This is a genomic window from Ramlibacter sp. G4-7 (assembly GCF_057784995.1).
The window spans coordinates 60,813-81,208 of sequence record NZ_JBYNTT010000010.1; the positions used below are offsets into that span (position 1 = coordinate 60,813).

Consider the following 20,396-nt stretch of genomic DNA (forward strand, 5'->3'; position numbering starts at 1 on the left):
GCGGGATGCCCGATTTCAGCGAAGCCATTGCCTTTGCCCAGGCGCACGAAGTGCCCTGGCCGCGCGATCCTGCGGCCGACCCCGCGCACTGGGGCGTGCACCACGCGGACCCGCCGCCGTTCAACCGCCTGCGCGGCCCCGTGCACGCCCGGGGGCCGGTGTCGGGCGTGATCCGCATCGCCGGGCGCGAGGTCGCCGCCTGGGGCGAGCCGGATCGCGCCGACCTGACCTTCAGCGTCGCCAAGACCTACCTGGCCTTGCTCGCCGGCCTGGCGCATGCGCGCGGCTTGCTGCCGGACCCGCAGCAGCCCATCGCCGCTGCCTTGCCCGGCATCGGTTTCGACGACGCGCACAACCGCGCCGTGACCTGGGCGCACATGCTGGAGCAGACCAGCGAATGGCAAGGCAGCTGCCTGGGCATGCCGGACACGGTGGAACACAACCGCCGCGTGTCGCACGACCCCAAGCCGCCGCAGGGCGCCAAGGGCGAGGCGCGGCGCCTGCAGGCCCCGGGCAGCTACTGGGAATACAACGACGTGCGGATCAACCAGCTCTCGCTGGCGCTGCTGCACCTGTTCCGCCGGCCGCTGCCGGAGGTGTTCGAAGAGGCGGTGCTGCGGCCCCTGGGCGGCGGCGACGGCTTCCGCTGGGAAGGCTACGACGACGCCTGGGTGGACATCGGCGGGCTGCGGGTGCAGTCGGTGCCGGGTGGCTCGCACTGGGGCGGCGGCGTCTCCATCGGCGCGCGCGACCAGGCGCGCATCGCGCAACTGCTGCTGGACGGGGGCATGCACGCCGGGCAGCGGCTGCTGCCGGCGGAGTGGATCGCGCGCATGCAGCAGCCCTGCGCCATCGCGCCCTTCTACGGCTGGCTCACCTGGCTCAACCGCAATGGCGCGATGTTCGCGGACGCCTCGCGCGGGAGCTGGTTCATGGTGGGGGCGGGCGGCCACTACACCTGGATCGATCCCGCGCACCAGGCGGTCATCGTGGTGCGCTGGATGGATCCCGCACACAGCCCCGGTTTCGTGAGCCGCGTCGCGCGCGTCCTGCGCTAGGAGCCGCCGGCGCGCAGGCGTTCCTCGATCAGCTGCCGCGTCGCGCGGATTTCGCTGGCGAAGGGGCTGCGCGCCGCGTCCGCGCGGAGGATGAGGGCCAGCGCCTCGCTGTTGCGGCCCTGGTCGGACAGGGTCTGTGCGAGGTTGTTCAGCAGGATCACGGAATCCGGGTGCCGCTGCATGGACGAGCGCAGGACGCTTGCCGCTTCGTCCAGGGAGCCGGCTTCGTGCAGGTGGTTGGCCAGCCCGACGGCCGCGGGCAGGCTGTCCGGCCAGCGCGCGAGCGCCGCGCGGTAGGCCCGCACGCTGGCGTTGGCGGCGCCCCCCCGCGCCAGGCCAAGCAGCGTCTTGAGCCAGGCTTCTTCGCTGGCGGTGGCCGCGATGTGGTCCGCATCCAGCACCACCATCGCCCAGTACTTGCCCGCCAGCCAGGTGCGCTCGAAGTAGGAGAAGGGCATGGCCTGCCGCATCTGCAGACCGGAGCGCAGGTAGACGGTGCCGGTGCCGTAGTCGTAGCCGTTGACGACCGCGTAGTGCCACTGCGGGAACAGCAGCCCGACGTCCTGCAGCACGATGACGGGGTGTCCCGCCGCCACCTCGCGCAGCAGGTCGGCGTAGCGCGGTTCGAGCTTGTAGCCCACGAGCCCGTGCCGGCGCGGGGCCGCGAGCATTTCCAGCTGCAGGCTGCCGTGCCGCGCGGGCAGCCAGACCTCCTCGACCAGCGCCTCCGGCCGCACCGCAGCGCCGGCGTAGTCCATGGCCATCGCCAGGGCGGCCGGGCCGCATTGGTACGCGTCCTGGGGGAAGAAGGGCACGCGCGCGAGTTCCGCCTGCAGCGGCACGCCTTCGGGCCAGGCCGTGCGCAGGTCCACGGTCTGCGGGATCAGGTGGGCGCAGCCCGCCAGCAGGACCGCGGCGGTCCACGCGGTGAGCCATCGCGCGGGGCGCGCCAGCCTGCGAAGCATCGCCTGCGTCGTCCCTTACTTGCGGATGGCGTAGTACCAGACCAGGGCGCCGATCAGGATCACGGCGAGCCAGGCCCAGTCACTCGCGGCGCCGGCGGGCGCGGCCTGGATGTCCTGCGCCATCGCCTGCACTTCCTGCTCGCTCAGGGCCTGCAGGCGTTCACGCGCGGCGCGCGGGTCGACGCCGGCGGAGCGCAACTGCGCGGCGACTTCGGCGCGCTCCAGCATGTCCAGCAGCAGGGTGCGCTCGGCCGAGGGCGTGGCGGCCTGCTCGGCGCCGATCAGGCCCGCGCGCGCGGTCTGGAAGGACAGTGCCAGCACGGACACCACCAGGACGCGGCAGCACGTTTTGCGGAATGCGGGGTTCATCGATTCGCTCCTTGTGGCGAGCGGCCGGCGCGGCGCGGCGCAGAGCGGGATTTACGCATGGGCGCCGGTGGCGGGGGCACGCCGCGCCGCAGTCGGAACATCTTGCTACAGGTGTTGCGGAGCGCGCTCGCAGAATGCGGCGGATGACCATGCCCGACTATTCGCAGGGTGCCGCCTGGCAGCGGGGCGGCTACGTACCGATCGCGCAGGCGAGCGTGCCGCTGACGGACTGGGGCTTCCTGCGCTCGGACGCCGCTTACGACGTGGTGACGGTCTGGGACGGGGCTTTCTTCCGGCTGGATGCGCACCTGGAGCGCTTCGCGCGGAGCTGCCGCCGCTTCCGGCTGGACCCGGGGCGCGACGCGGCAGAAGTTGCGGCGATCCTGACGCAATGCGTGCGGCTCGCCGGGCTGCGCAGCGCGTACGTCGAAATGCTCTGCACGCGCGGGCAGCCGCCCTGGGGCTCGCGCGACCCGAGGCAGGCGGTGAACCAGTTCCATGCCTTCGCCGTGCCCTATGTGTGGATCGCCAACGAGGAGCAGCGCCGGCGCGGCCTGGACGTGCACATCAGCGCCGTGGAGCGCATCCCGGCCACGAGCGTGGATCCCACCGCCAAGAACTACCACTGGAACGACATGACCATGGGCCTGCTGGAAGCGCTCGATGCGGGCGCCGACACGGTGCTGCTGACGGACGGCCAGGGCCACGTGGTCGAAGGGCCGGGCTTCAACGTGTTCGCCGTGCGCGCAGGACGGCTGGTCACGCCCAGGGACGGCGTGCTCGAAGGGATCACGCGGCGCACGGTGATCGAGATCGCGCAATCGCAAGGCATCCCGGTGGAAACACGCGCCCTGGCCGCCGCCGAACTGCGCACGGCGGACGAAGCTTTCCTGAGCAGCTCGGGCGGGGGCGTGCTGCCGGTCACGCGCATCGACGGCCGCCCCGTGGGCAGCGGCCGCGCCGGCGCGCTTACGCACCGGCTGGCCGAAACCTACTGGGCGTGGCACCGCGATCCGCGGTACAGCACGCCCATCGTCTATTGACTGGGTTCAGGACTGGGGCGGGACCAGCTGCTCCAGCACTTCCGGGTCGCGCCGGATGGTCTCGCGCTCGCGGTGCTCCCGGCGGTCGAGCTTGCCGAAGGTGTGGTCCAGCGCGTGCGCCAGCTTGTCGGCGGCGCCGCGGAAGGCGAGGTCCTGGTTGGCGGCGTAGTTGGTGACGGCCACCGGCGAGCGGCCGGTGATGCGGGCTTCCATGGTGCAGCGCTTGTCATCGCCCCCGCCCTTGGCCCCATGGTTCTCGTCGCTCATCTGCACTTCGATGCTGGTGAGGTCCTGGTCGAAGCGGGCGAGCTGTTCGTTGAGGTATTCGTTGGCCCAGCGCTCGAGGGCGTCCTTGTTGTCGATGTCGTTGGAGGTGTTGACTTGCACTTTCATGCGGTTTCCTTTCGGGTCTGACACCATGCTGCGCGACGGCCGGGCTGCAAGGCAAGTCGGATGCCTTGCATCCCCGTGTCGGACGATGCCTGCCGGCAGCAGCTATGCTCGCGGGCCAAAGGAGCAACGCATGCTGGACGTCATCGAAGCCGAAACGGGCGACAAGCCCACCGCCGCCATCCTGATCCTCCACGGACTCGGCGCAGATGGCAACGACTTCGTTCCCATCGCCGAGGAGCTCCAGCTGGACAGCGTCGGGCCCGTGCGATTCCTGTTCCCGCATGCGCCCGTGATGCCGGTGACCATCAACAACGGCTACCGCATGCGCGCCTGGTACGACATCCTGGGTTTCGAGGAAGGGGCGCCGCAGGACGAGGCAGGGCTGCGCCGCTCGCAGCAGCTGGTGGAGGCGCTGATCGCGCGCGAGAAGCAGCGCGGCATCCCCGCCGAGCGCATCGTGCTGGCCGGCTTCTCCCAAGGCTGCGCCATGGCGCTGCTCACCGGCCTGCGCCACCCGCAGCGGCTCGCCGGCATCGTGGGTCTGTCGGGCTACCTGCCGCTGGCCGACAAGACCGCGGCCGAACGGCACCCCGCCAACCAGGAAACACCCATCTTCCTGGCGCACGGCACCCACGACGAGGTGGTGCACCTCGAACGCGCGGAGGCATCGCGCGACGCGCTGCTGGCGCTGGGCTATCCCGTGGAATGGCACGAGTACGTCATGGCCCACTCCGTGCACCCGCAGGAGGTCGAGGAACTGAACGCGTTCATCGTGCGGGTCCTGTCCGCGAACGGCTAGCGCCCCGGGCCTACACCGCGGCCGCGCAGCTTCCGTAGGCTCGAAGGCATCCATGAAACGAAGGAGCTTTCGATGAACTACAACAATCCCTTGCTGGGCCAGGTGCTCGGCGGACTCTTCGGCCAGGCGCTGGGCCGGCGCCGCATGGGCGGCGGCATCGGCGGCAGCATGGGCGGCCTGGGTGGGCTCGGCGGCGGCCGCATGGGCGGCGGCCTTGGCGGTGCGCTGGGCGGCGTCGCCCTGGGCAGCGTGCTTGCCGGCGCGATGCGCAACCGCGGCACGCCCATGGGCGTGCCCGGAGGCACGCGGCCTTACGCGAACCCCACCGCGCTGCTGGTGATGCTGTTGCCCCTGGCCATGCGCTGGGTGCAGAAGAACGGCGGCATGGGCGCGGTGCTGGATCGCTTCAAGCAGCAGGGTTTCGGCCGGCAGGCGCAGTCCTGGGTGGACACCGGCGACAACGACAACCTGGACGAGCGCGCCGTGGAACAGGTGGTGGGGCAGAACGAACTGCAGCAGATGGCGCAGCGCCTGGGCGTGCCGCAGGAAGAGGTTGCCAGGGCCTTCGCGGCCATCATGCCGCAGATGGTCGACAAGCTGACGCCCGACGGCCAGGTCCCGCAGGAAGCCGACGAGGTCCTCAACGAGAGCCGCGAGACCCTGGAAAAGGAGATCCAGGACGTGGAGTACCGCGAGAAGACGACGTCCTGAGCCTTGCATCCCTGGGGCGCCGACCCCGGCGCCCCATGGACCCCGCCACCAGGCCGGTGGCATCGGTGTCGCATGGGCGCCCGCGGCGCCCGGGACACCCCTCCTAGCACAGGAGGGACGCCCGTGCATGCTCCCAGGCAAGCAGGTTTGTCGCAAAGGTGTTAACTTTGCACGCGCAAAGACAGACCGGGCGAAAGAGACAAGATTCCCATGAGCAAACTGCAAGAAGCCTTGAGCACGCTCGCGCCCGCGCGGCTGCAAGGCATCCGCCGCGGCATCGAGAAGGAGAGCCTGCGCGCGACCGAGACCGGCGCGCTGGCCCTGACCCCCCATCCGGCGGCGCTGGGCTCGGCCCTGACGCATCCGAACATCACCACCGACTACAGCGAATCGCAGCTGGAGCTGATCACCGGCGTGCACGCCAGCGTGGAGCAGTGCCTCGAGGAACTGACGCAGGTGCACCAGTTCACCTACCGCGCGCTGGGCGACGAGATGATGTGGGTCAGCAGCATGCCCTGCACGCTGCCGGCCGACGAGAACATCCCCATCGGCCGTTACGGCTCCTCCAACGTGGGCCGTGCCAAGAGCGTCTACCGCATGGGCCTGGCGCACCGCTACGGCCGGCGCATGCAGACGATCTCCGGCATCCACTACAACTGGTCCCTGCCGGGCGTCAGCGATGCCGAGTACTTCCGGCTGATCCGCAATTTCCGCCGGCACGCCTTCCTGCTGCTGTACCTGTTCGGCGCTTCGCCGGCAGCGTGCTCCACCTTCGTGGCCGGCCGCAAGCACGAACTGCAGACGCTGTCGCCCGGCACGGTGTACATGCCGCACGGCACCTCCCTGCGCATGGGCCGGCTGGGTTACCAGAGCGACGCGCAGGCGAGCCTGGCCGTGAGCTACAACAGCCTCGAAGGCTACGCGGCTTCGCTGCACGAGGCGCTCACCAAGCCCTATGCCGCCTACGAGAAGGTCGGCATCACCAACCCCGGCGGCGAGTACAACCAGCTCGCCACCACGCTGCTGCAGATCGAGAACGAGTTCTACGGCACGATCCGTCCCAAGCGGGTGATCCGCCCCGGCGAGCGGCCGCTGCACGCGCTGCGCGAGCGCGGCGTGGAGTACGTCGAGGTGCGGCTGATGGACCTCGACCCCTTCGTGCCGATCGGCATCAAGGCGCAGACCATCCGCTTCCTGGACATCTTCCTGCTGCACTGCCTGCTGGCCGACAGCCCGCAGGACACGCCGCAGGAGATCGCCGCGCTCGGGCGCAACCAGCACCGCACCGCGGCCTTCGGGCGGGATCCCACGCTCCTGCTGGAACGCGGGGACCGCGAAGTCAAGCTCACCGACTGGGGCGCGGAAATCGTCGCCGACTGCCGGCCCATCGCGGCGCTGCTCGACGAGATCCATGGCACGAGCGACTACGGCGACGCGCTGCGCTCCGCCGAGGCGCTGCTGCAGAACCCGGAGATGCTGCCTTCGGCCCGCGTGCTGGCGGCGATGGCGCGCGAGCATGGCAACAGCTTCGCGGCGTTCACGCGCACGCAGTCCGAGCTCGCCAAGTCCAAGGTGCTGAAGCTGCCGTGGACGGGCGGGTTGCAGGCGAAGATGGAGATGCTGGCCCGCCAGTCCCTGGACGACCAGGAGGCGGTCGAAGCGGCCGACACCATGCCGTTCGAGCAATACCGGCAGCAGTACATCTCTCCTGAGCGCTTAGGTCTTACGCAATCCGCTGTCGCGCCTGCGCTCGCCGCCGTCTGACCTGCTCGTTCGCGCCGTTCGACGGCGCTGCGCGCAAGCAATTGTTCTCGTCCTTGTGGCGGGTCCGCGCGGCCCTAGAGTCCTGCCCGTAGTTCATAAAAAGCAGGGAGCCCCCATGGATACCGCGCAATCTTCCGATCGCCATCGCCCGTCGGCCATCGCACATGGAGTGCGTGCGCCGCGCCGGCCCTGAGCTGACCATCCCCCGCTGATGCCGGCCTGGCGTTCGCCAGGCCGCCGCTGATCTTTCCCCCGTACTGACACAGCGCGGGAGACGCCGAAGGGCGTCTCCTGCGCTGGGACGACCTGCGCCCGCGCGGGCGCGACCTCGCAACAAACACAACGATGATTTCGAAACTCATGGCCCTGCGCCAGGGGCAGGCGCGCCCGTGCGCCTTCGCCGCCGCTTCGGCGGTTCTTCTTCTCCTCTCCGCGTGTGGTGGCGGTGGCGGCGGCAACGACGGTCCCGCCGAAGACCTCCCCGTGGCGGCGCAGACCCGCGCCGCTCTTTCGCTCAACCTGGACGCGGCGGATCCCACTGCCTGGGAGATCGGGCCCATCGTCAATGGCGAGAACTATTCCTCCGGCGTGCCGCTGCATCCCACCGCGCAGCCCGCCGGCAAGGGGGCCGGCTGGACCATCGACCTGCCGGGCCCGACGCAGCAAGCCGGGTCCGTGCACTACGTGACGATGCCGACCGGACCCCTTGCCGGAAAGACGAAGATGACGATGCGCTACCGCATCGAAGCGGCCCCCGGCGTCCGGATCGTGCCGAGGAACTTCCCGGCCAATCCGGCGACCTTGACGCTGTACTTCCAGCGCAGCGGCGACACCTGGACGGCGGCGCGCGAGTCCTACCGCTGGTATGCAGGCTTCGCCCACAAGTCGCCCCTGCAGCCGGGGGACGAGGAAACGGTGGAGGCGCGCTTCGACGGCAACTGGGGTGCCGTGCTGAGCTCGACGCGCGCGAACAATCCGGCCGCCTTCGACCAGGCATTGCGCGAGACGGCCCGCGTCGGCTTCGTCCTTGGCGGTGGCGACGGTGCCGGGCACGGTGTCTATGCCACCGGGCCCGCGCGGCTGGTGGTCACTTCGTTCCAGGTGGAATAGGGTTCCCTGCCGCCCGCCGTTCGACCGCGCGCCCGCACCGCTCGGTCGGATGCGGCAGGAGATGCGACAGCGACCACAGGGTGCCGGTCAACGCCTGCGGCCAACGCCGCGTTGGCGTGGCATACCCGCACGAAGGAAAACCATGAGCACCCTGTCCCCCTCCCGCAGCGCGCTGGCGCTGCTGCTCGCCGCCTTCATCACGGCGCCGGCGCTCGCCGGCCCGCCCTCCTGGGCCGGCGGCGGCAAGCATGGCGGCGGCGGTGCCGAGGAGCACGGCCACAAGGGCGGAAAGGGTGACGACGGCGGCCATGGCAAGCACGCCGGCAAGGGCCCGCAGCAGGGCGCCTTCTTCAGCGGCCGCGACCGCGATTCGGTCCACACCTACTATTCCTCGGGCAAGCACTGCCCGCCCGGCCTGGCGAAGAAGAACAACGGCTGCATGCCCCCCGGCCAGGCGAAGAAGCAGTGGTTCGTCGGCCAGCCGCTGCCCACCACCGTGGTGGTCTACCCGGTGCCGCAGCAGATCGTCGTCACCCTGCCGCCCGTGCCCGTGGGCCACAAGTACGTGCAGGTCGCCGGCGACATCCTGCTGGTGGCCGCCGGTTCCATGATGGTGGTGGACGGCATCAACGGCCTGATGCGCTGAACCACGGCGGACGAAAAAAAGCGGCGCAGTGCGCCGCTTTTTTCTTTCTTCCCTTTTCCAACGACGCCCCGGATCAGGCTTCCTGGAACGCGTCCTCGCGCGTCTTGCGGATGGCGGGCAGCGCCACGATCACCAGCAGCACCAGGGTGGCCGCCAGCAGCGTGGCCGACAGCGGCCGCGTGACCAGGGTGGAGAAGTCGCCCCGCGACAGCAGCAGCGCGCGGCGCAGGTTCTCTTCCATCATCGGGCCCAGCACGAAGCCCAGGAGCAGCGGCGCGGGTTCCATGCCGCAGCGGGCGAACACGTAGCCGGCGACGCCGAAGCCCGCGGTCACGAACACGTCGAAGATGTTGTTGTTGATCGAGTAGACGCCGATGCAGCAGAACACCAGGATGGCCGGGTACAGGTAGCGGTAAGGCACCTTCAGCAGCTTCACCCACAGCCCGATCAGGGGCAGGTTCAGCACGATCAGCATCGCGTTGCCGATCCACATGGAGGCGATCAGGCCCCAGAACAGTTCCGGGTTGCTGGTCATCACCTGCGGGCCCGGCTGGATGTTGTGGATCGTCATCGCGCCCACCATCAGCGCCATCACCACGTTGGACGGGATGCCCAGCGTGAGCAGCGGCACGAAGGAGGTCTGCGCGCCCGCGTTGTTGGCGGCTTCGGGGCCCGCCACGCCTTCGATCGCGCCGTGGCCGAATTCGGCGCTGTTCTTCGACAGCTTCTTCTCCAGCGTGTAGGCGGCGAAGGAGGACAGTGTGGCGCCGCCACCGGGCAACATGCCCAGCGCGGAGCCCAGTGCCGTGCCGCGCAGGGCGGCCGGCAGCATGCGCTTGAAGTCCGCCATCGTGGGAAACAGGTTGGTCACCTTGTTGGTGAAGGTCTCGCGGTGCTCGCGCTGCTCGACGTTGGCGATGATCTCGGCGAAGCCGAACAGGCCCATGGCCACGCCGACGAAGTTGATGCCGTCGGTGAGCTCCGGGATGTTGAACGAGTAGCGCGCCACGCCGGAGTTGACGTCGGTGCCGACCAGGCCCAGCACCAGCCCGAGCAGGATCATGCCGATCGCCTTGATCAGCGAACCGGAAGCGAGCACGACCGCGCCGACGAGGCCCAGCACCATCAGCGAGAAGTACTCCGCCGGGCCGAAGTTGAAGGCCAGTTCCGCCATCGGCGTGGCGAAGGCGGCCAGCAGCAGCGTGGCCACGCAGCCGGCGATGAAGGAGCTGATGCCGGCGGTGGCGAGCGCGGCGCCCGCGCGGCCCTTGCGCGCCATCTGGTAGCCGTCGATGGCGGTCACCACCGAGGACGATTCGCCCGGCAGGTTCACCAGGATGGCGGTCGTGGAGCCGCCGTACTGCGCGCCGTAGTAGATGCCGGCCAGCATGATCAGCGCCGAGACCGGCGGCAGCGTGTAGGTGATCGGCAGCAGCATCGCGATCGTCGTGGACGGGCCGAGGCCGGGCAGCACGCCGATCAGCGTCCCGAGCAGGCAGCCGATGAAGGCGTAGAAGAGGTTGTGCAGGCTGAGCGCGGTCTCGAAGCCCAGCGCCAGGTGGGAGATCAGTTCCATGTTCTTGTCACCTCAGGCCAGGAAGGACGGCCAGAGCGGGATCTGCAGGTTGATTCCCTTGATGAAGGCGCCGACGCTGAAGGCGATCAGCACCGCGGCATTGAGGAGCGTGCCCTTCCAGCTGAACTCGTGGCTCGCCAGGCTGGAAACGATGACGAGCACGGCAAGCGACAGCACCAGTCCGGCCGGCTGCAGCAGCACGCCGAACAGCACCACCGCACCCAGGACCCAGGCCAGGCTGCGCAGTTCCGGCCGCTTCACCTTGTCCTCGGCGGCCGAGGGGCGCATGCCGCCCGCGGCGGTGGCGAAGCCCACGGCCACCAGCAGGACGCCGACCCAGAACGGGAACCATCCCGGCCCCATGCGCGCGGCCTCGCCGATCTTGTAGTTGAGGGCGCCCAGGCTGAAGCCGGCGCCGGCGACGACGTAGATCAGCCCGGCTGCCACGTCGTGCTGGTTGCGGATGCGGTACTTCATGGCATCTTGTCTCCTTGTATGCGAGAGGCCAGTTATATCACGGCATGATGTAAATGCCTCGCGCCGCGAGGGGTTCCGGTCAGGTTCGGGGGTGTACATTGACGGCGCGGGCGTGTTGCCCATGGGGACGACCAGGATGGAGGCGAGGAAGGTGCAGCCGCTGGACAAGGCCGGGCTGGAGCGGCAGTCGCAGTTCCGCTACGAGCTGCGAAAGTTCCTGCGCTTCGGCGAGGACGCGGCCAGGGCCGCAGGGGTCACGGCCGTGCAACACCACCTGATGCTGCACACGCAGGGCTTCCCGGACCGCGACTGGGCCAGCATCGGCGAGCTGGCCGAGCGCCTGCAGACCGCCCCGCACGGGGTGGTCACGTTGGTCACGCGCTGCGAGGAGGCGGGGCTCGTGCGGCGCCAGCCCAACGACCTGGACGGCCGCCTGGTGGAGGTGCACCTCACGGCCAAGGGCCGGCGGCTCGTCGCGGTGCTTGCCGCCCAACACCAGGCGCAGCTGGGCGAACTCGCCGCGGTGATCGCGGCGGCGCGGGCCAGCGCCGGGCGTTAGCCGGGCGTCGTCATGTTGCCGCCCGTGACTTCGCGGGCGCAATCCACCGGCGAAGGCTGTGCCAGGCCTCGCCCGGGGACGCGATGTCTCCTGCTGGGCGTCCGGCCGACAGCAGCTTACAATACGGAGGTATTGGGGGTCGGAGTGCGTCTCAGCGCACTGCGACCCGCGGCAGACCGGCCCGTGCCAGCGCAGGCACCAGGCTGCAATCTGCCCGCTCCGGCCGCTGGGGCCGGCCCATCCATTTCAACCGCCGGCGCTGCCCGTCCCGTGGGGGGCAGCGAGGCCGTGGCAGAAGGACCATGCATGGCGAAGGAAGAACTGATCGAAATGAACGGCCGCGTGGCCGAGATCCTGCCGGATTCGCGCTATCGCGTGATCCTGGACAACGGCCATGAACTGGTGGCCTACACCGGCGGCAAGATGCGCAAGAACCACATCCGCATCATCGCCGGCGACCTGGTGAGCCTGGAACTGTCGCCCTACGACCTGACCAAGGGACGCATCATGTTCCGCCACCTGCCGAACCGCAACACCACCGGCGGGCCGCCGCAGCACCGCCGTCGCTGATCCGCGGCTCCCCTTCGCAAGCGGCCCTCCGGGCCGCTTTGTCATTTCCGGGACTAGAGCACCTGGACTTCGTCCAGGTGGCGCCGCAGCCGCTCGATGTCCTCGCGCAGGTGGTCCGCGTCCGCCTCGGCGGCGTGGGTGGAGATCGTGCGGCTCTGCCAGGCGGCCCACTGGAAGCCGAACAGCGCCAGTCCGCCGGCGGCGCGATGGGCGACGCTGTGCAACTGGCCACGGTCGCCGGCCGTCAGCGCGTCCGCCATGTTCTCCACCAGGCGCCGGCGTGAATCGAGGAAAGCGGGAACCTCCGGCAACAGCTCGCGGTCGACGCACACCGGCGCGTCGGGCGGCATGGGCGCGTCGGCGTGGGCCGCCCGCGGCGGCGCCGTCTCCAGTGGCGCCGGCTCCGATACCGGGACCTCGGTGCTCCCGAGTTCGTGGAACAGCGCCAGCAGGGTTTCGCGGGTGAAGGGCTTGCTCAGGTAGCGGTTGCTGCCCGCCTCCAGCCCGCGGCGGATGGAGGCCGCGTCGTCGTTGGAGGACATCATGACGATCGCCACCGGCCGCCGCCCTTGCGCCTGCTCGCGCCGGCGGATCCAGGCCACCGCCTCCAGGCCGTCCATGACGGGCATTTCCATGTCGATCAGCACGAGGTCCGGCCACTGGCGCGCCACGGCCTCGACCGCCGCGGCGCCGTCGGCGGCGGTCTCCACCGTGAAAGGCGGCGAGGGCAGGTAGCGCAGCAGCAGCAGCCGGTTGTATTCATCGTCGTCCACCACCAGCACGCGCCGGGCCGGGAAGTCGGCGGGCGTGATCCTCGCCGCGGCCGCCGGGTGCGCGCTCGTGGCGGGCGGCAGCGTCGCCGGGTCCAGCGCCTGCAGCGTCAGGGTCAGCAGCGTGCCGCTGTGGCCCGTCTGCATCTCCAGCTCCCCGTTCTGCACCCGGGCCATCAGCCGCGCGGAATAGGTGCCCAGGCCGGTGCCCCCGCCCTTGCCCGCGGTGACGTACTTGTCGAAGAACCGGCCGACGATCGCTTCGGGCACGCGTGCAGGGTTGTGCACGCGTACGCGCAGGGGCTCGCCCGCTTCGACGCGCACGCTCACGGTGCCGCCGCGCGGTGTCGCCTCGATCGCGTTCTTCAGCACGTTGGCCAGGATGGAATAGCACAGCAGTTCCTCGGCGCGCGCGTACACCGGCCGCGGCGGCGTGTCCTCCACCTGGACGTGCACGCGTGCCGATTGCGCCAGCGGCTGCAGGTCCAGCTTCACCCGCCCGATCACGTCGTCCAGGTTCACCGCTTGCGGCCGGAACGCGTAGGTGCCCAGCTCCATGCGGGAGAGGTCCAGCGACAGGTTGACCATCTCCAGCAGGCGGAAGCCGGCGCGTTCCGCGATCGCCAGCAGCTCGCGTTGCTCCGCCGGCACGCTGGCGTCCTCGCGCAGCAGCCGGGCGACGCCGATGATGCTGTTCAGCGGCGTCTTCAGGTCGTGGCGCGACATGCGTTCCACGTCCTCGCGCAGGCGCGCGTTCTCCGCCAGCGCCGCGTTCTGGCGCTTGAGCCCTTCGGCGACCGCGCGCTGGTCGGTGATGTCGTGGAAGGAGCAGATGTAGCGCAGGGTGCGCCCGTCCGCACCGCGCAGGCTGATCGCCTCGGCGTGCACCCACACCGGTTGGCCATCGGCGCGCAGCAGGCGGTACTCGTGCGGCTCGTGCTTCATCTCGCCGCCGCGCACCGAGCGGTCGCGCAGCTGGTTCATGAAGATGTCCTGCACCCCGGCGCGGTCGTCCGGGTGGATGCGGTCGAAGAACAAGGGCCACAGGCGCGTGTCCGTGTCCGCCGGGTAGTCCATGATCTCCAGCAGCCGCGGCGAGTAGCGCGTGAAGTTGCGCGTGTAGTCCCAGTCCAGGATGCCGGCGTGGGTGGCGCGCACCAGCAGGTCCACCTTCTCCCGCTCCTCGGCGCTGCGCAGTTCTTCCACGTTCAGCGCGCGTCCGAGCCGGCGCAGCAGCACCACGCCGGGCGAGAGCACGAAGGCCAGCAGGCCGAAGGCCGTGATGCCCCGCTGCGCCAGGTCGCTGGGCACCTGCGTGAGGTTCACGGCGAGCACGCCGGCCAGGCACGCCATGCCGGTGAGGATCACGCCGGCGTCGGGGCGGCCCTGGCGAAGCGCGCGCGCGAGGCTCCAGGCGATGGACAGGCCGATCGCCAGGCCCAGCACCTGGCCGAAGACCACGTATTGGCTGTACACGCGCGCCGGCGTGAAGTCGATCACCAGCAGCCCGAGCAGGGATGCGACCAGCAGCCCCCGCACCGCCGCCGGCCGCAGCGTGCGCGGGAACAGCCGGTCCACCAGCAGCAGGAACAGCGCCATCGACAGGAACCAGGAGGTGTATTCGGTGCGCAGGAACAGCTCCCAGGCCGTCTGCGGGCCCTTCCAGAGCTGCAGCAGCAGGCGCTCGCCGGTCATGTCCGCGTAGACGGTCTGCGCCAGCGCGAACAGCCCGAACAGCAAGGGCGCCTTCTCCTTGGGCCGCACGAGGAAGAAGAACAGCGGCGAGATGCTCAGGACCAGGTAGGCACCCACCAGCAAGGTATCGAGCGCGAAGCGCTGCTGCGACTCCACCGCGAGTTGCTCGATCGGGCCGGCCACCGGCGCCCGGATCACGCCGCCCGCGCGATGCGACCAGTTGGACAGGTGCATCGTCACGCGCAGCGGACAGGGGTAGGAATCGGTCAGTTGCGCGCGCCGGCCGATCGCGGGACGCGCCTCGGCCTCGCTGGTGCCCGGTTCGCCCTGGGCCGCGACGAGTCGGCCGTTGACGTAGGTGCGCATGGCCGTGCGCTGCGGCGGAATGGAAAGCGCGAGCTGCTCGCCCGCCGGGCAGCGCACCAGCAGCGTGTAGCTGGCGAAGCCGTCCGGCCCCGGCGGCTTGCCGTCCACGTCCAGTTCGTTCCAGATGCCAGGGACCGGGGCCGTCGCCGCGGGGGTCTCGTCACCCGCCGGGTGGACGAAGCGGCCCCAGGTGAACCCCCATTGGCCGCGCAAGGGCTGGCTGCGCGCCGTGGCGCCGGGCGCCATCAGGTCGATGACGCCGCCTCGGGCCTGCGGCAGGTCGTCGGCCGCACCCGCCTGCAGGCCCGTGCACGCGAGCACCAAGGCAAGCAGGGCGCGCAGCAAGGCACGCATCGCGCGGGGCGGGGTGGCGGGGACGCGCTACAGGGTGGCCGGACGGGTCGCGGCGAAGTTGTCGCCGGTGTGCCCCTGCGCGTGGCGCTTCATGTCCTCGTCGCGCGCGGCCAGCAGGCGCTCCAGGTCGGCCCGCACCTCCTCGGCCCCCTTCGGCAAGACCACCGGTCCTTCGATGATGTCCCCCGGGCGGGTCTCCGGCGCCGACATCGGCCGCACCAGCGGCTCGCGCGGCGCCGTCCAGGATCCGGGGTGCGGCAGCGCGCCGGGCACGTGGCCGTCGGGCAGCGTGAACTGCCAGGAAAAGCCCATCAGCCAGCCGGCGGCCTGCGGGTCCAGCAGCAGCAGGCGTTGCAGGAATTCGCGCTCGAGCGCCGGGCCGTGCTCCAGCAGGCGCGGCTCCCACACCCGCACCAGGAAGCGCATGTGCACGCCTTGTTCCCGCTTGGGGCTGGTGGTGCGCAGCATGTCCGCGGCAATCCAGACCTGCGGGATGCCGTTGCGCGTCAGCGTCTCCCGCAGCACCAGCTTGAGCAAGTCCTTGCGCACGTTGTGCGGCGACTGCGACACGGGCCCCTGTTGGGAGGCCACGAACTGCGTGCTGTGCGGTCCCGATCGCGAGTTGCGTGCGCTGGCCGAAGAGGATTTTCTCCCCAGCAGCAGGTCCAGCATGCCCATGGTGACTCCCTGAGTTCGATGTCCCACGCGGCAGGCGGGACGGCGGGCCCGGTCCAAAACGGCCGAGCTGCTTTCATCTTTACAGATTGATGCACTTAAGCCAAGTGCCTAGGACGCGCCGTCAGCCTGGACGAAACAAGCCGGGCGACGGGCGGCACCGCCGCTGCGTTACATTCGCCGCTTTTGCCACACGGGGAGTCAGGAGATGGCGCTGGATTTCACAGGCCGGGTCGCGATCGTCACCGGCGCAGGCGGTGGGCTGGGCCGCCAGCACGCACTGGCACTGGCCGCGCGCGGGGCGCGGGTGCTGGTCAACGACCTCGGCGGGGCGGTCGACGGCTCCGGCGGGTCGGTCGGTGCTGCGCAGAAGGTGGTGGACGAGATCCGGGCGGCCGGCGGCGAGGCGATGGCCAACGCTGCCTCGGTGACGGACTTCGACGCCGTCCAGGCCATGGCGGACCAGGCGCTGGACGCCTGGGGCCGGGTGGACGTCCTGGTGAGCAATGCCGGCATCCTGCGCGACAAGAGCTTCGCCAAGATGGACCTGGCCGACTTCCGGCAGGTGCTGGACGTGCACCTCATGGGGGCCGTGCACTGCTGCAAGGCGCTGTGGCCGGCGATGACCCGGCAGAAATACGGGCGGATCGTGCTCACGACCTCGTCCTCGGGCCTCTACGGCAACTTCGGCCAGACCAACTATGGGGCCGCCAAGATGGCCCTGGTGGGCTTCATGCAGACGCTCGCCATCGAGGGCCTGAAGCACGACATCCGGGTGAACTGCCTGGCGCCGACGGCCGTGACGCGCATGACCGAGGACCTGTTCCCGCCCGACATGCTGGGCGCCTTCGGCCCGGAGGCGGTGGTGCCGGCCATGCTGGTGCTGGCAGCGCAGGAGGCTCCGACGCGCACCACGCTGTGCGCCGGAGCGGGAAGCTTCGAGGCCGCCCACGTGACCCTGACGCCGGGCGTGTATGTCGGCGTGGGGGCGGATGCGCCCGAGCGGCTGCAGGCGCGCCTGGACGAGGTGCGGGAGCGCCGCGGCGAAACCGTGCCGGCCAGCGGTGCCGACCAGGGCGCCAACGAGATGCGGCTGGCACGCACCGGACGCTGAGGCCGCAGGGCTCCTCGCCTGGGCGGCGCCGACGCGCGCACTGGCCCGCGCCGCGGGCCCCGGTGCTGTCGCGTCAGTTGATCAGCGCGTTGGCGATCAGGCCGGTGGCCAGGGCCACCAGCAGGAACTCGCCGTCCACGTTCATCCACTGGTGGCCGTACGGCGGCGCGTACAGCGAGGGATACGCGTTCCAGTTGTTGACGTAGTACACGGGCTGCCGGTACTGGTGGGGCAGGTAGCCGCCGCGGTAGAAGCGGTTCGACGCGCGGTAGTTCGGCTGCTGGTACACGTAGCGCGGGGCGTCGTAGCGGGGTTGCTGGTAGACGTGGCGCGGCGCTTCGTAGCGGGGCTGCTGGTACACGTGACGCGGCGGGTTCGCCTGGTGGTTGCCCTGCCAGCCCCGCTGGTCGCCGCGCTGGTCCCGGCGTTGGTCCCAGCGCTGCTCCTGGCGTTGATCCCAGCGCTGTTCCTGGCGGCCTTGGCGGTGGTCATTGCCTTGCTCGGCGCGCTGCTCGTGGCGGCGGTCGCCACGGTCCCCCTGGCCGTACATCCCCTGGGCGGAGGCGACGCCGCCGAGGCCGAAGGTGCCCGCGAGGACGGCGCAAACGATGGCTGAGGTTTTCATGGGTACTGCTCCTGTCTGGTTGGGCCCATGCTGCGCGTGGGGCGTGTCGGCGTCGCGAACGGAATGCACCCTGCGTGCAAAGCCGGGTAAGCGGATGTGCACGGTTCCCTCGTTTGGCAGAGGCGCGATCGCCGGCCGCCAAGCAGAATGGCCTCGTTACTCCGGGAGTTTGAGATGGCAACCAAGGTGCTCATCGTGGAAGACGAACCGGAATTCCTGCGCCGGTTCACCAACGCCGTCCTGATGGACCCGGCCCTGGCGCTCGCGGGCAGCGCCGGCACCGGCCGCGCCGCGATCGCGATGCTGGAGGCAGCCCAGCCGGACGTCGTCCTGCTGGACCTGGGCCTGCCGGACATCGACGGCGTGGAAGTCATCCGGGAGGCCATGCGCCAGCCGCGCCCCTGCGACGTGCTGGTGGTGTCCATGTTCGACGACGACCAGCACGTGCTGGACTCGATCGAGGCGGGCGCGGCCGGCTACCTGCTCAAGGACGCCTTGCCGGAGAGCATCGTCTGCAGCATCCGCGAGTTGCGCGGCGGCGGTTCGCCCATCAGCCCCGGCATCGCCAGGCGCATCCTGGCCCGCTTCCGGCTTGCGCTGGGCCCGGTGCGCGCGGCGCCGGCGCCGGCGCAACCTTCCAGGAGCCTCGACGGCGCGGCCGCCTCGCCGCTGACCGACCGCGAGACCGAGTTGCTGCGCCTGACCGCCAAGGGCCTGAGCTTCGACACGATCAGCGAGCTCATGGGCATCTCCCCGCACACCGTCGTGGCGCACGTGCGCAAGATCTACCGCAAGCTTGCCGTGCATTCGCGCGGCGAGGCCGTGTACGAGGCGACCCAGCTGGGGCTGCTGTGACCCGTGCGCGCAGCTGGCTGCTGGCGCTGCTGGTCGCGGTCGCCGGCGGCCTCGGCCTGCCGGTGCGCGCTGCGGTGCAGGAGGTGTCGGCGGCGCAGGTCTCGACGGACAGCAGCCGCACGCCGCCCGCCGTCGACGCCGCGTGGCAGGGCGTGACGCTGCCGGATCTGTGGCGCAAGTCGCGGCCCGGTGCCGCGGCCGCGCCGGCGTGGTACCGGGTGAGCTTCGAGATGCCGTCCGGGCCGCCGCAGGCCTGGGCCGCCTTCTTTCCCTTCCTCTACGAGGGCGGCGAGGTCTGGCTCAATGGCGGGCTGCTGCAACAGATCCCGGAGAACACGCCCGAGACGCATGTGCGCTGGACGCGGCCGCACCTGGTGGTGCTGCCCCCGTCGCTGCTGCGCTCCGGAACCAACGAGCTGCTGGTGCGGGTGGCCCAGCCTCCCGCAGGGAGCGCGGTGCGCTTTCCCAGCACCTCGCTCGGCCCGCTGGCCGAAGTCGAGCCGCTGCACGACCGGCGCCTGTTCTGGGTGAGCACCACGCCGCAGATCACGGCCGCGGTGTGCCTGCTGGTGTCCCTCGCGATGCTGTTGATCTGGTGGCGCCGTCCCGGCGAGGCCATGTACGGCCTCTTCGGCGTCGCCGTCGCCTTGTGGGGCCTGCGCACGCTGACCTTCGTGGTGGAGATGATGCCGATCGAGGCCTGGTTCTGGTGGCGCGTCGCCTTCCACTGCGCCACCGGCGGTTTCATCGTCGCCATGACCGCGCTCGCATGGCGGCTCGCCGGCATCCACAAGCCCTGGTTCGAGCGTGCCCTGTTCGCCTACTGGCTGGTCGGCCCCCTGTGGCTGCTCGCGCAGGGCCCCGCGGCGGAGCCGCTGGTGAACCGCTGGTGGGTCGGCGGCTTCCTGCCGATCGGCGGCACCATCGTCGCGGTCTCCGGCTGGTTCCTCCTGCGGCGGCGCACGCTGGAAGCCGCGGCGCTGCCGGTGACCATGGCCATCGCCGCACTGGCGGGCATGCACGATTACCTGATCAACTGGGACCTGGACCCCGGCGTCGCCTGGCTCGCGTCGTGGACGGCGCAGCGTTTCCAGCTGATGCACCTCTGTGCCAACCTCGTGCTGCTCGCCATGGGCGGGCTGCTGACGGCGCGCTTCGTGCGGGCGTTGCGCACGGCCGAAAACGTGAACCAGACGCTGGAGCTGCGCGTGGGACAGCGCGAGAAGGAACTGGCGGCCAACTACCAGCGCCTGGCGGCGCTGGAGCGCGAGAACGCCGCCGCGCAGGAGCGCCAGCGCATCATGCGCGACCTGCACGACGGGCTCGGTTCGCGCCTGTTCGTGCTGCTGTCACGCGTCGAGCGCGCCGACCTGGAGTCGCGCGTAGTGGCCGACGCGCTGCGCGGCTGCATCGCCGACATGCGGCTGGCGCTCGACACGCTGGCGCCGCAGGAGCAGGACTTCCGCTCCACCCTGGGCAACTTCCTGTTCCGCTGGCGCCAGCAGCTGATCGCGTGCGGCATCCATCCCAGCTGGGAGATCGCCGTGCCCGACGAGGCGCTGCGGCTCGCGCCGCATGCCGCCCTGCAACTGCTGCGCGTCGCGCAGGAGGCGCTGACCAATGTCGTGAAGCATGCGGGCGCGTCCAAGGTCGACGTGCGGCTGCGCCTCGTCGACGGCGAACTGGTGCTGGAGGTGCGCGACAACGGCATAGGCGCGGCCGGCGTGGGCGAGGACTCCAGCGGCCGCGGGCTCACCAACATGCGCACCCGCGCGAGCCAGCTCGGGGGCTACGTCGACGTGCACGGCGGCTCCGGCGGCACGCGCGTCGCGGTCCACGTGCCCCTCGCATCCGTGTGCGCCTGATCTCCGGCGGCTTGGCGCCCTCACGCCACGCCCGCAC

At 70.6% G+C, this 20,396-nt stretch carries 20 protein-coding genes; 12 read left to right on the forward strand and 8 right to left on the reverse strand.

The genetic code is table 11. The annotated features are described in order from the left end of the window. Window positions 1–5 precede the first annotated feature (5 nt). Window positions 6–1,058, forward strand: a complete 1,053-nt coding sequence (locus tag AC3EGR_RS15100; RefSeq protein ID WP_488547318.1) for a serine hydrolase domain-containing protein — start codon at window positions 6–8, stop codon at window positions 1,056–1,058. On the opposite strand, the gene AC3EGR_RS15105 is transcribed toward AC3EGR_RS15100, so the two are convergent. Further along, complete coding sequence (locus tag AC3EGR_RS15105) at window positions 1,055–2,023, reverse strand: PA2778 family cysteine peptidase (RefSeq protein ID WP_488547319.1); 969 nt, start codon at window positions 2,021–2,023, stop codon at window positions 1,055–1,057. The two genes, AC3EGR_RS15100 and AC3EGR_RS15105, sit on opposite strands and share 4 nt — an antisense overlap. A 15-nt stretch (window positions 2,024–2,038) precedes the next feature. Further along, window positions 2,039–2,392 (reverse strand): PA2779 family protein, encoded by a 354-nt coding sequence (locus tag AC3EGR_RS15110; RefSeq protein ID WP_488547320.1) that lies wholly within the window; start codon window positions 2,390–2,392, stop codon window positions 2,039–2,041. A gap of 143 nt (window positions 2,393–2,535) precedes the next feature. Here AC3EGR_RS15110 and AC3EGR_RS15115 point away from each other — a divergent pair, with 143 nt between their 5' ends. After that, window positions 2,536–3,435: an aminotransferase class IV gene (locus tag AC3EGR_RS15115; protein ID WP_488547321.1), complete on the forward strand. Its 900-nt coding sequence runs from the start codon at window positions 2,536–2,538 to the stop codon at window positions 3,433–3,435. 6 nt (window positions 3,436–3,441) lie between these two features. Here AC3EGR_RS15115 and AC3EGR_RS15120 read toward each other — a convergent pair whose 3' ends face one another. Next, complete coding sequence (locus tag AC3EGR_RS15120) at window positions 3,442–3,828, reverse strand: HPF/RaiA family ribosome-associated protein (protein ID WP_488547322.1); 387 nt, start codon at window positions 3,826–3,828, stop codon at window positions 3,442–3,444. A 130-nt stretch (window positions 3,829–3,958) separates the two neighbouring features. Between AC3EGR_RS15120 and AC3EGR_RS15125 the strand changes: the two genes are divergently transcribed. The 5 genes from AC3EGR_RS15125 to AC3EGR_RS15145 all read left to right on the forward strand — a co-directional run bounded on the left by AC3EGR_RS15125 (window position 3,959) and on the right by AC3EGR_RS15145 (window position 8,858). Continuing rightward, entirely contained in the window at window positions 3,959–4,627 is a 669-nt protein-coding gene (locus AC3EGR_RS15125) for an alpha/beta hydrolase (protein WP_488547323.1), read from the forward strand. A 72-nt stretch (window positions 4,628–4,699) separates the two neighbouring features. Continuing rightward, window positions 4,700–5,338 (forward strand): YidB family protein, encoded by a 639-nt coding sequence (locus AC3EGR_RS15130; protein ID WP_488547324.1) that lies wholly within the window; start codon window positions 4,700–4,702, stop codon window positions 5,336–5,338. 210 nt (window positions 5,339–5,548) lie between these two features. Then, window positions 5,549–7,102: a glutamate--cysteine ligase gene (gshA, locus tag AC3EGR_RS15135; protein WP_488547325.1), complete on the forward strand. Its 1,554-nt coding sequence runs from the start codon at window positions 5,549–5,551 to the stop codon at window positions 7,100–7,102. Window positions 7,103–7,447: 345 nt separating this feature from the next. Continuing rightward, a complete protein-coding gene (locus AC3EGR_RS15140; RefSeq protein ID WP_488547326.1) occupies window positions 7,448–8,212 on the forward strand; it encodes a hypothetical protein in 765 nt (254 codons plus the stop codon). A gap of 142 nt (window positions 8,213–8,354) precedes the next feature. Continuing rightward, on the forward strand, window positions 8,355–8,858 hold the full coding sequence (locus AC3EGR_RS15145; protein WP_488547327.1) for a hypothetical protein: 504 nt from the start codon (window positions 8,355–8,357) through the stop codon (window positions 8,856–8,858). Window positions 8,859–8,931: 73 nt separating this feature from the next. On the opposite strand, the gene AC3EGR_RS15150 is transcribed toward AC3EGR_RS15145, so the two are convergent. Together AC3EGR_RS15150 and AC3EGR_RS15155 are read right to left on the reverse strand one after the other, a co-directional pair. Continuing rightward, window positions 8,932–10,434 carry a tripartite tricarboxylate transporter permease gene (locus tag AC3EGR_RS15150; protein ID WP_488547328.1) on the reverse strand — a complete coding sequence of 501 codons (1,503 nt, stop codon included), beginning with the start codon at window positions 10,432–10,434 and terminating at the stop codon, window positions 8,932–8,934. A gap of 12 nt (window positions 10,435–10,446) precedes the next feature. Then, window positions 10,447–10,911, reverse strand: coding sequence for a tripartite tricarboxylate transporter TctB family protein (locus AC3EGR_RS15155; RefSeq protein ID WP_488547329.1), 465 nt, complete (start codon window positions 10,909–10,911; stop codon window positions 10,447–10,449). A gap of 121 nt (window positions 10,912–11,032) precedes the next feature. Here AC3EGR_RS15155 and AC3EGR_RS15160 point away from each other — a divergent pair, with 121 nt between their 5' ends. Further along, window positions 11,033–11,470 (forward strand): MarR family winged helix-turn-helix transcriptional regulator, encoded by a 438-nt coding sequence (locus tag AC3EGR_RS15160; RefSeq protein ID WP_488547330.1) that lies wholly within the window; start codon window positions 11,033–11,035, stop codon window positions 11,468–11,470. A 306-nt stretch (window positions 11,471–11,776) separates the two neighbouring features. Next, window positions 11,777–12,040: a translation initiation factor IF-1 gene (gene infA / locus AC3EGR_RS15165; protein ID WP_488547331.1), complete on the forward strand. Its 264-nt coding sequence runs from the start codon at window positions 11,777–11,779 to the stop codon at window positions 12,038–12,040. A 53-nt stretch (window positions 12,041–12,093) separates the two neighbouring features. Here the strand turns inward: infA and AC3EGR_RS15170 are convergent, their stop codons facing one another. Together AC3EGR_RS15170 and AC3EGR_RS15175 are read right to left on the reverse strand one after the other, a co-directional pair. Further along, window positions 12,094–15,225 carry a response regulator gene (locus AC3EGR_RS15170; RefSeq protein WP_488547332.1) on the reverse strand — a complete coding sequence of 1,044 codons (3,132 nt, stop codon included), beginning with the start codon at window positions 15,223–15,225 and terminating at the stop codon, window positions 12,094–12,096. A 27-nt stretch (window positions 15,226–15,252) separates the two neighbouring features. Further along, on the reverse strand, window positions 15,253–15,903 hold the full coding sequence (locus AC3EGR_RS15175) for a hypothetical protein (RefSeq protein ID WP_488547333.1): 651 nt from the start codon (window positions 15,901–15,903) through the stop codon (window positions 15,253–15,255). Between the two features lie 205 nt (window positions 15,904–16,108). Here AC3EGR_RS15175 and AC3EGR_RS15180 point away from each other — a divergent pair, with 205 nt between their 5' ends. Continuing rightward, complete coding sequence (locus AC3EGR_RS15180; RefSeq protein WP_488547334.1) at window positions 16,109–17,014, forward strand: SDR family NAD(P)-dependent oxidoreductase; 906 nt, start codon at window positions 16,109–16,111, stop codon at window positions 17,012–17,014. Between the two features lie 73 nt (window positions 17,015–17,087). Here the strand turns inward: AC3EGR_RS15180 and AC3EGR_RS15185 are convergent, their stop codons facing one another. Next, window positions 17,088–17,639: an RcnB family protein gene (locus AC3EGR_RS15185; RefSeq protein WP_488547335.1), complete on the reverse strand. Its 552-nt coding sequence runs from the start codon at window positions 17,637–17,639 to the stop codon at window positions 17,088–17,090. Window positions 17,640–17,813: 174 nt separating this feature from the next. Between AC3EGR_RS15185 and AC3EGR_RS15190 the strand changes: the two genes are divergently transcribed. Both AC3EGR_RS15190 and AC3EGR_RS15195 read left to right on the forward strand, forming a co-directional pair. Beyond that, the gene (locus AC3EGR_RS15190; RefSeq protein ID WP_488547336.1) at window positions 17,814–18,494 is read left to right on the forward strand and encodes a response regulator; all 681 of its coding nucleotides are present in this window, start codon (window positions 17,814–17,816) and stop codon (window positions 18,492–18,494) included. Then, complete coding sequence (locus AC3EGR_RS15195; protein WP_488547337.1) at window positions 18,491–20,359, forward strand: sensor histidine kinase; 1,869 nt, start codon at window positions 18,491–18,493, stop codon at window positions 20,357–20,359. The genes AC3EGR_RS15190 and AC3EGR_RS15195 overlap by 4 nt, the downstream gene beginning before the upstream one ends. Window positions 20,360–20,396 lie beyond the last annotated feature (37 nt).

Bases quoted from the DNA above. Each gene is read 5' to 3' on its own strand.
- AC3EGR_RS15180 (WP_488547334.1), top strand. From the start codon at position 16,109: ATGGCGCTGGATTTCACAGGCCGGGTCGCGATCGTCACCGGCGCAGGC.
- AC3EGR_RS15115 (WP_488547321.1), top strand. From the start codon at position 2,536: ATGACCATGCCCGACTATTCGCAGGGTGCCGCCTGGCAGCGGGGCGGC.
- AC3EGR_RS15140 (WP_488547326.1), top strand. From the start codon at position 7,448: ATGATTTCGAAACTCATGGCCCTGCGCCAGGGGCAGGCGCGCCCGTGC.
- AC3EGR_RS15105 (WP_488547319.1), bottom strand. From the start codon at position 2,023: ATGCTTCGCAGGCTGGCGCGCCCCGCGCGATGGCTCACCGCGTGGACC.
- AC3EGR_RS15150 (WP_488547328.1), bottom strand. From the start codon at position 10,434: ATGGAACTGATCTCCCACCTGGCGCTGGGCTTCGAGACCGCGCTCAGC.
- AC3EGR_RS15130 (WP_488547324.1), top strand. From the start codon at position 4,700: ATGAACTACAACAATCCCTTGCTGGGCCAGGTGCTCGGCGGACTCTTC.
- AC3EGR_RS15110 (WP_488547320.1), bottom strand. From the start codon at position 2,392: ATGAACCCCGCATTCCGCAAAACGTGCTGCCGCGTCCTGGTGGTGTCC.
- AC3EGR_RS15100 (WP_488547318.1), top strand. From the start codon at position 6: ATGCCCGATTTCAGCGAAGCCATTGCCTTTGCCCAGGCGCACGAAGTG.
- AC3EGR_RS15160 (WP_488547330.1), top strand. From the start codon at position 11,033: ATGGGGACGACCAGGATGGAGGCGAGGAAGGTGCAGCCGCTGGACAAG.
- infA (WP_488547331.1), top strand. From the start codon at position 11,777: ATGGCGAAGGAAGAACTGATCGAAATGAACGGCCGCGTGGCCGAGATC.
- AC3EGR_RS15175 (WP_488547333.1), bottom strand. From the start codon at position 15,903: ATGGGCATGCTGGACCTGCTGCTGGGGAGAAAATCCTCTTCGGCCAGC.
- AC3EGR_RS15145 (WP_488547327.1), top strand. From the start codon at position 8,355: ATGAGCACCCTGTCCCCCTCCCGCAGCGCGCTGGCGCTGCTGCTCGCC.
- AC3EGR_RS15155 (WP_488547329.1), bottom strand. From the start codon at position 10,911: ATGAAGTACCGCATCCGCAACCAGCACGACGTGGCAGCCGGGCTGATC.
- AC3EGR_RS15170 (WP_488547332.1), bottom strand. From the start codon at position 15,225: ATGCGTGCCTTGCTGCGCGCCCTGCTTGCCTTGGTGCTCGCGTGCACG.
- AC3EGR_RS15185 (WP_488547335.1), bottom strand. From the start codon at position 17,639: ATGAAAACCTCAGCCATCGTTTGCGCCGTCCTCGCGGGCACCTTCGGC.
- AC3EGR_RS15125 (WP_488547323.1), top strand. From the start codon at position 3,959: ATGCTGGACGTCATCGAAGCCGAAACGGGCGACAAGCCCACCGCCGCC.
- gshA (WP_488547325.1), top strand. From the start codon at position 5,549: ATGAGCAAACTGCAAGAAGCCTTGAGCACGCTCGCGCCCGCGCGGCTG.
- AC3EGR_RS15190 (WP_488547336.1), top strand. From the start codon at position 17,814: ATGGCAACCAAGGTGCTCATCGTGGAAGACGAACCGGAATTCCTGCGC.
- AC3EGR_RS15120 (WP_488547322.1), bottom strand. From the start codon at position 3,828: ATGAAAGTGCAAGTCAACACCTCCAACGACATCGACAACAAGGACGCC.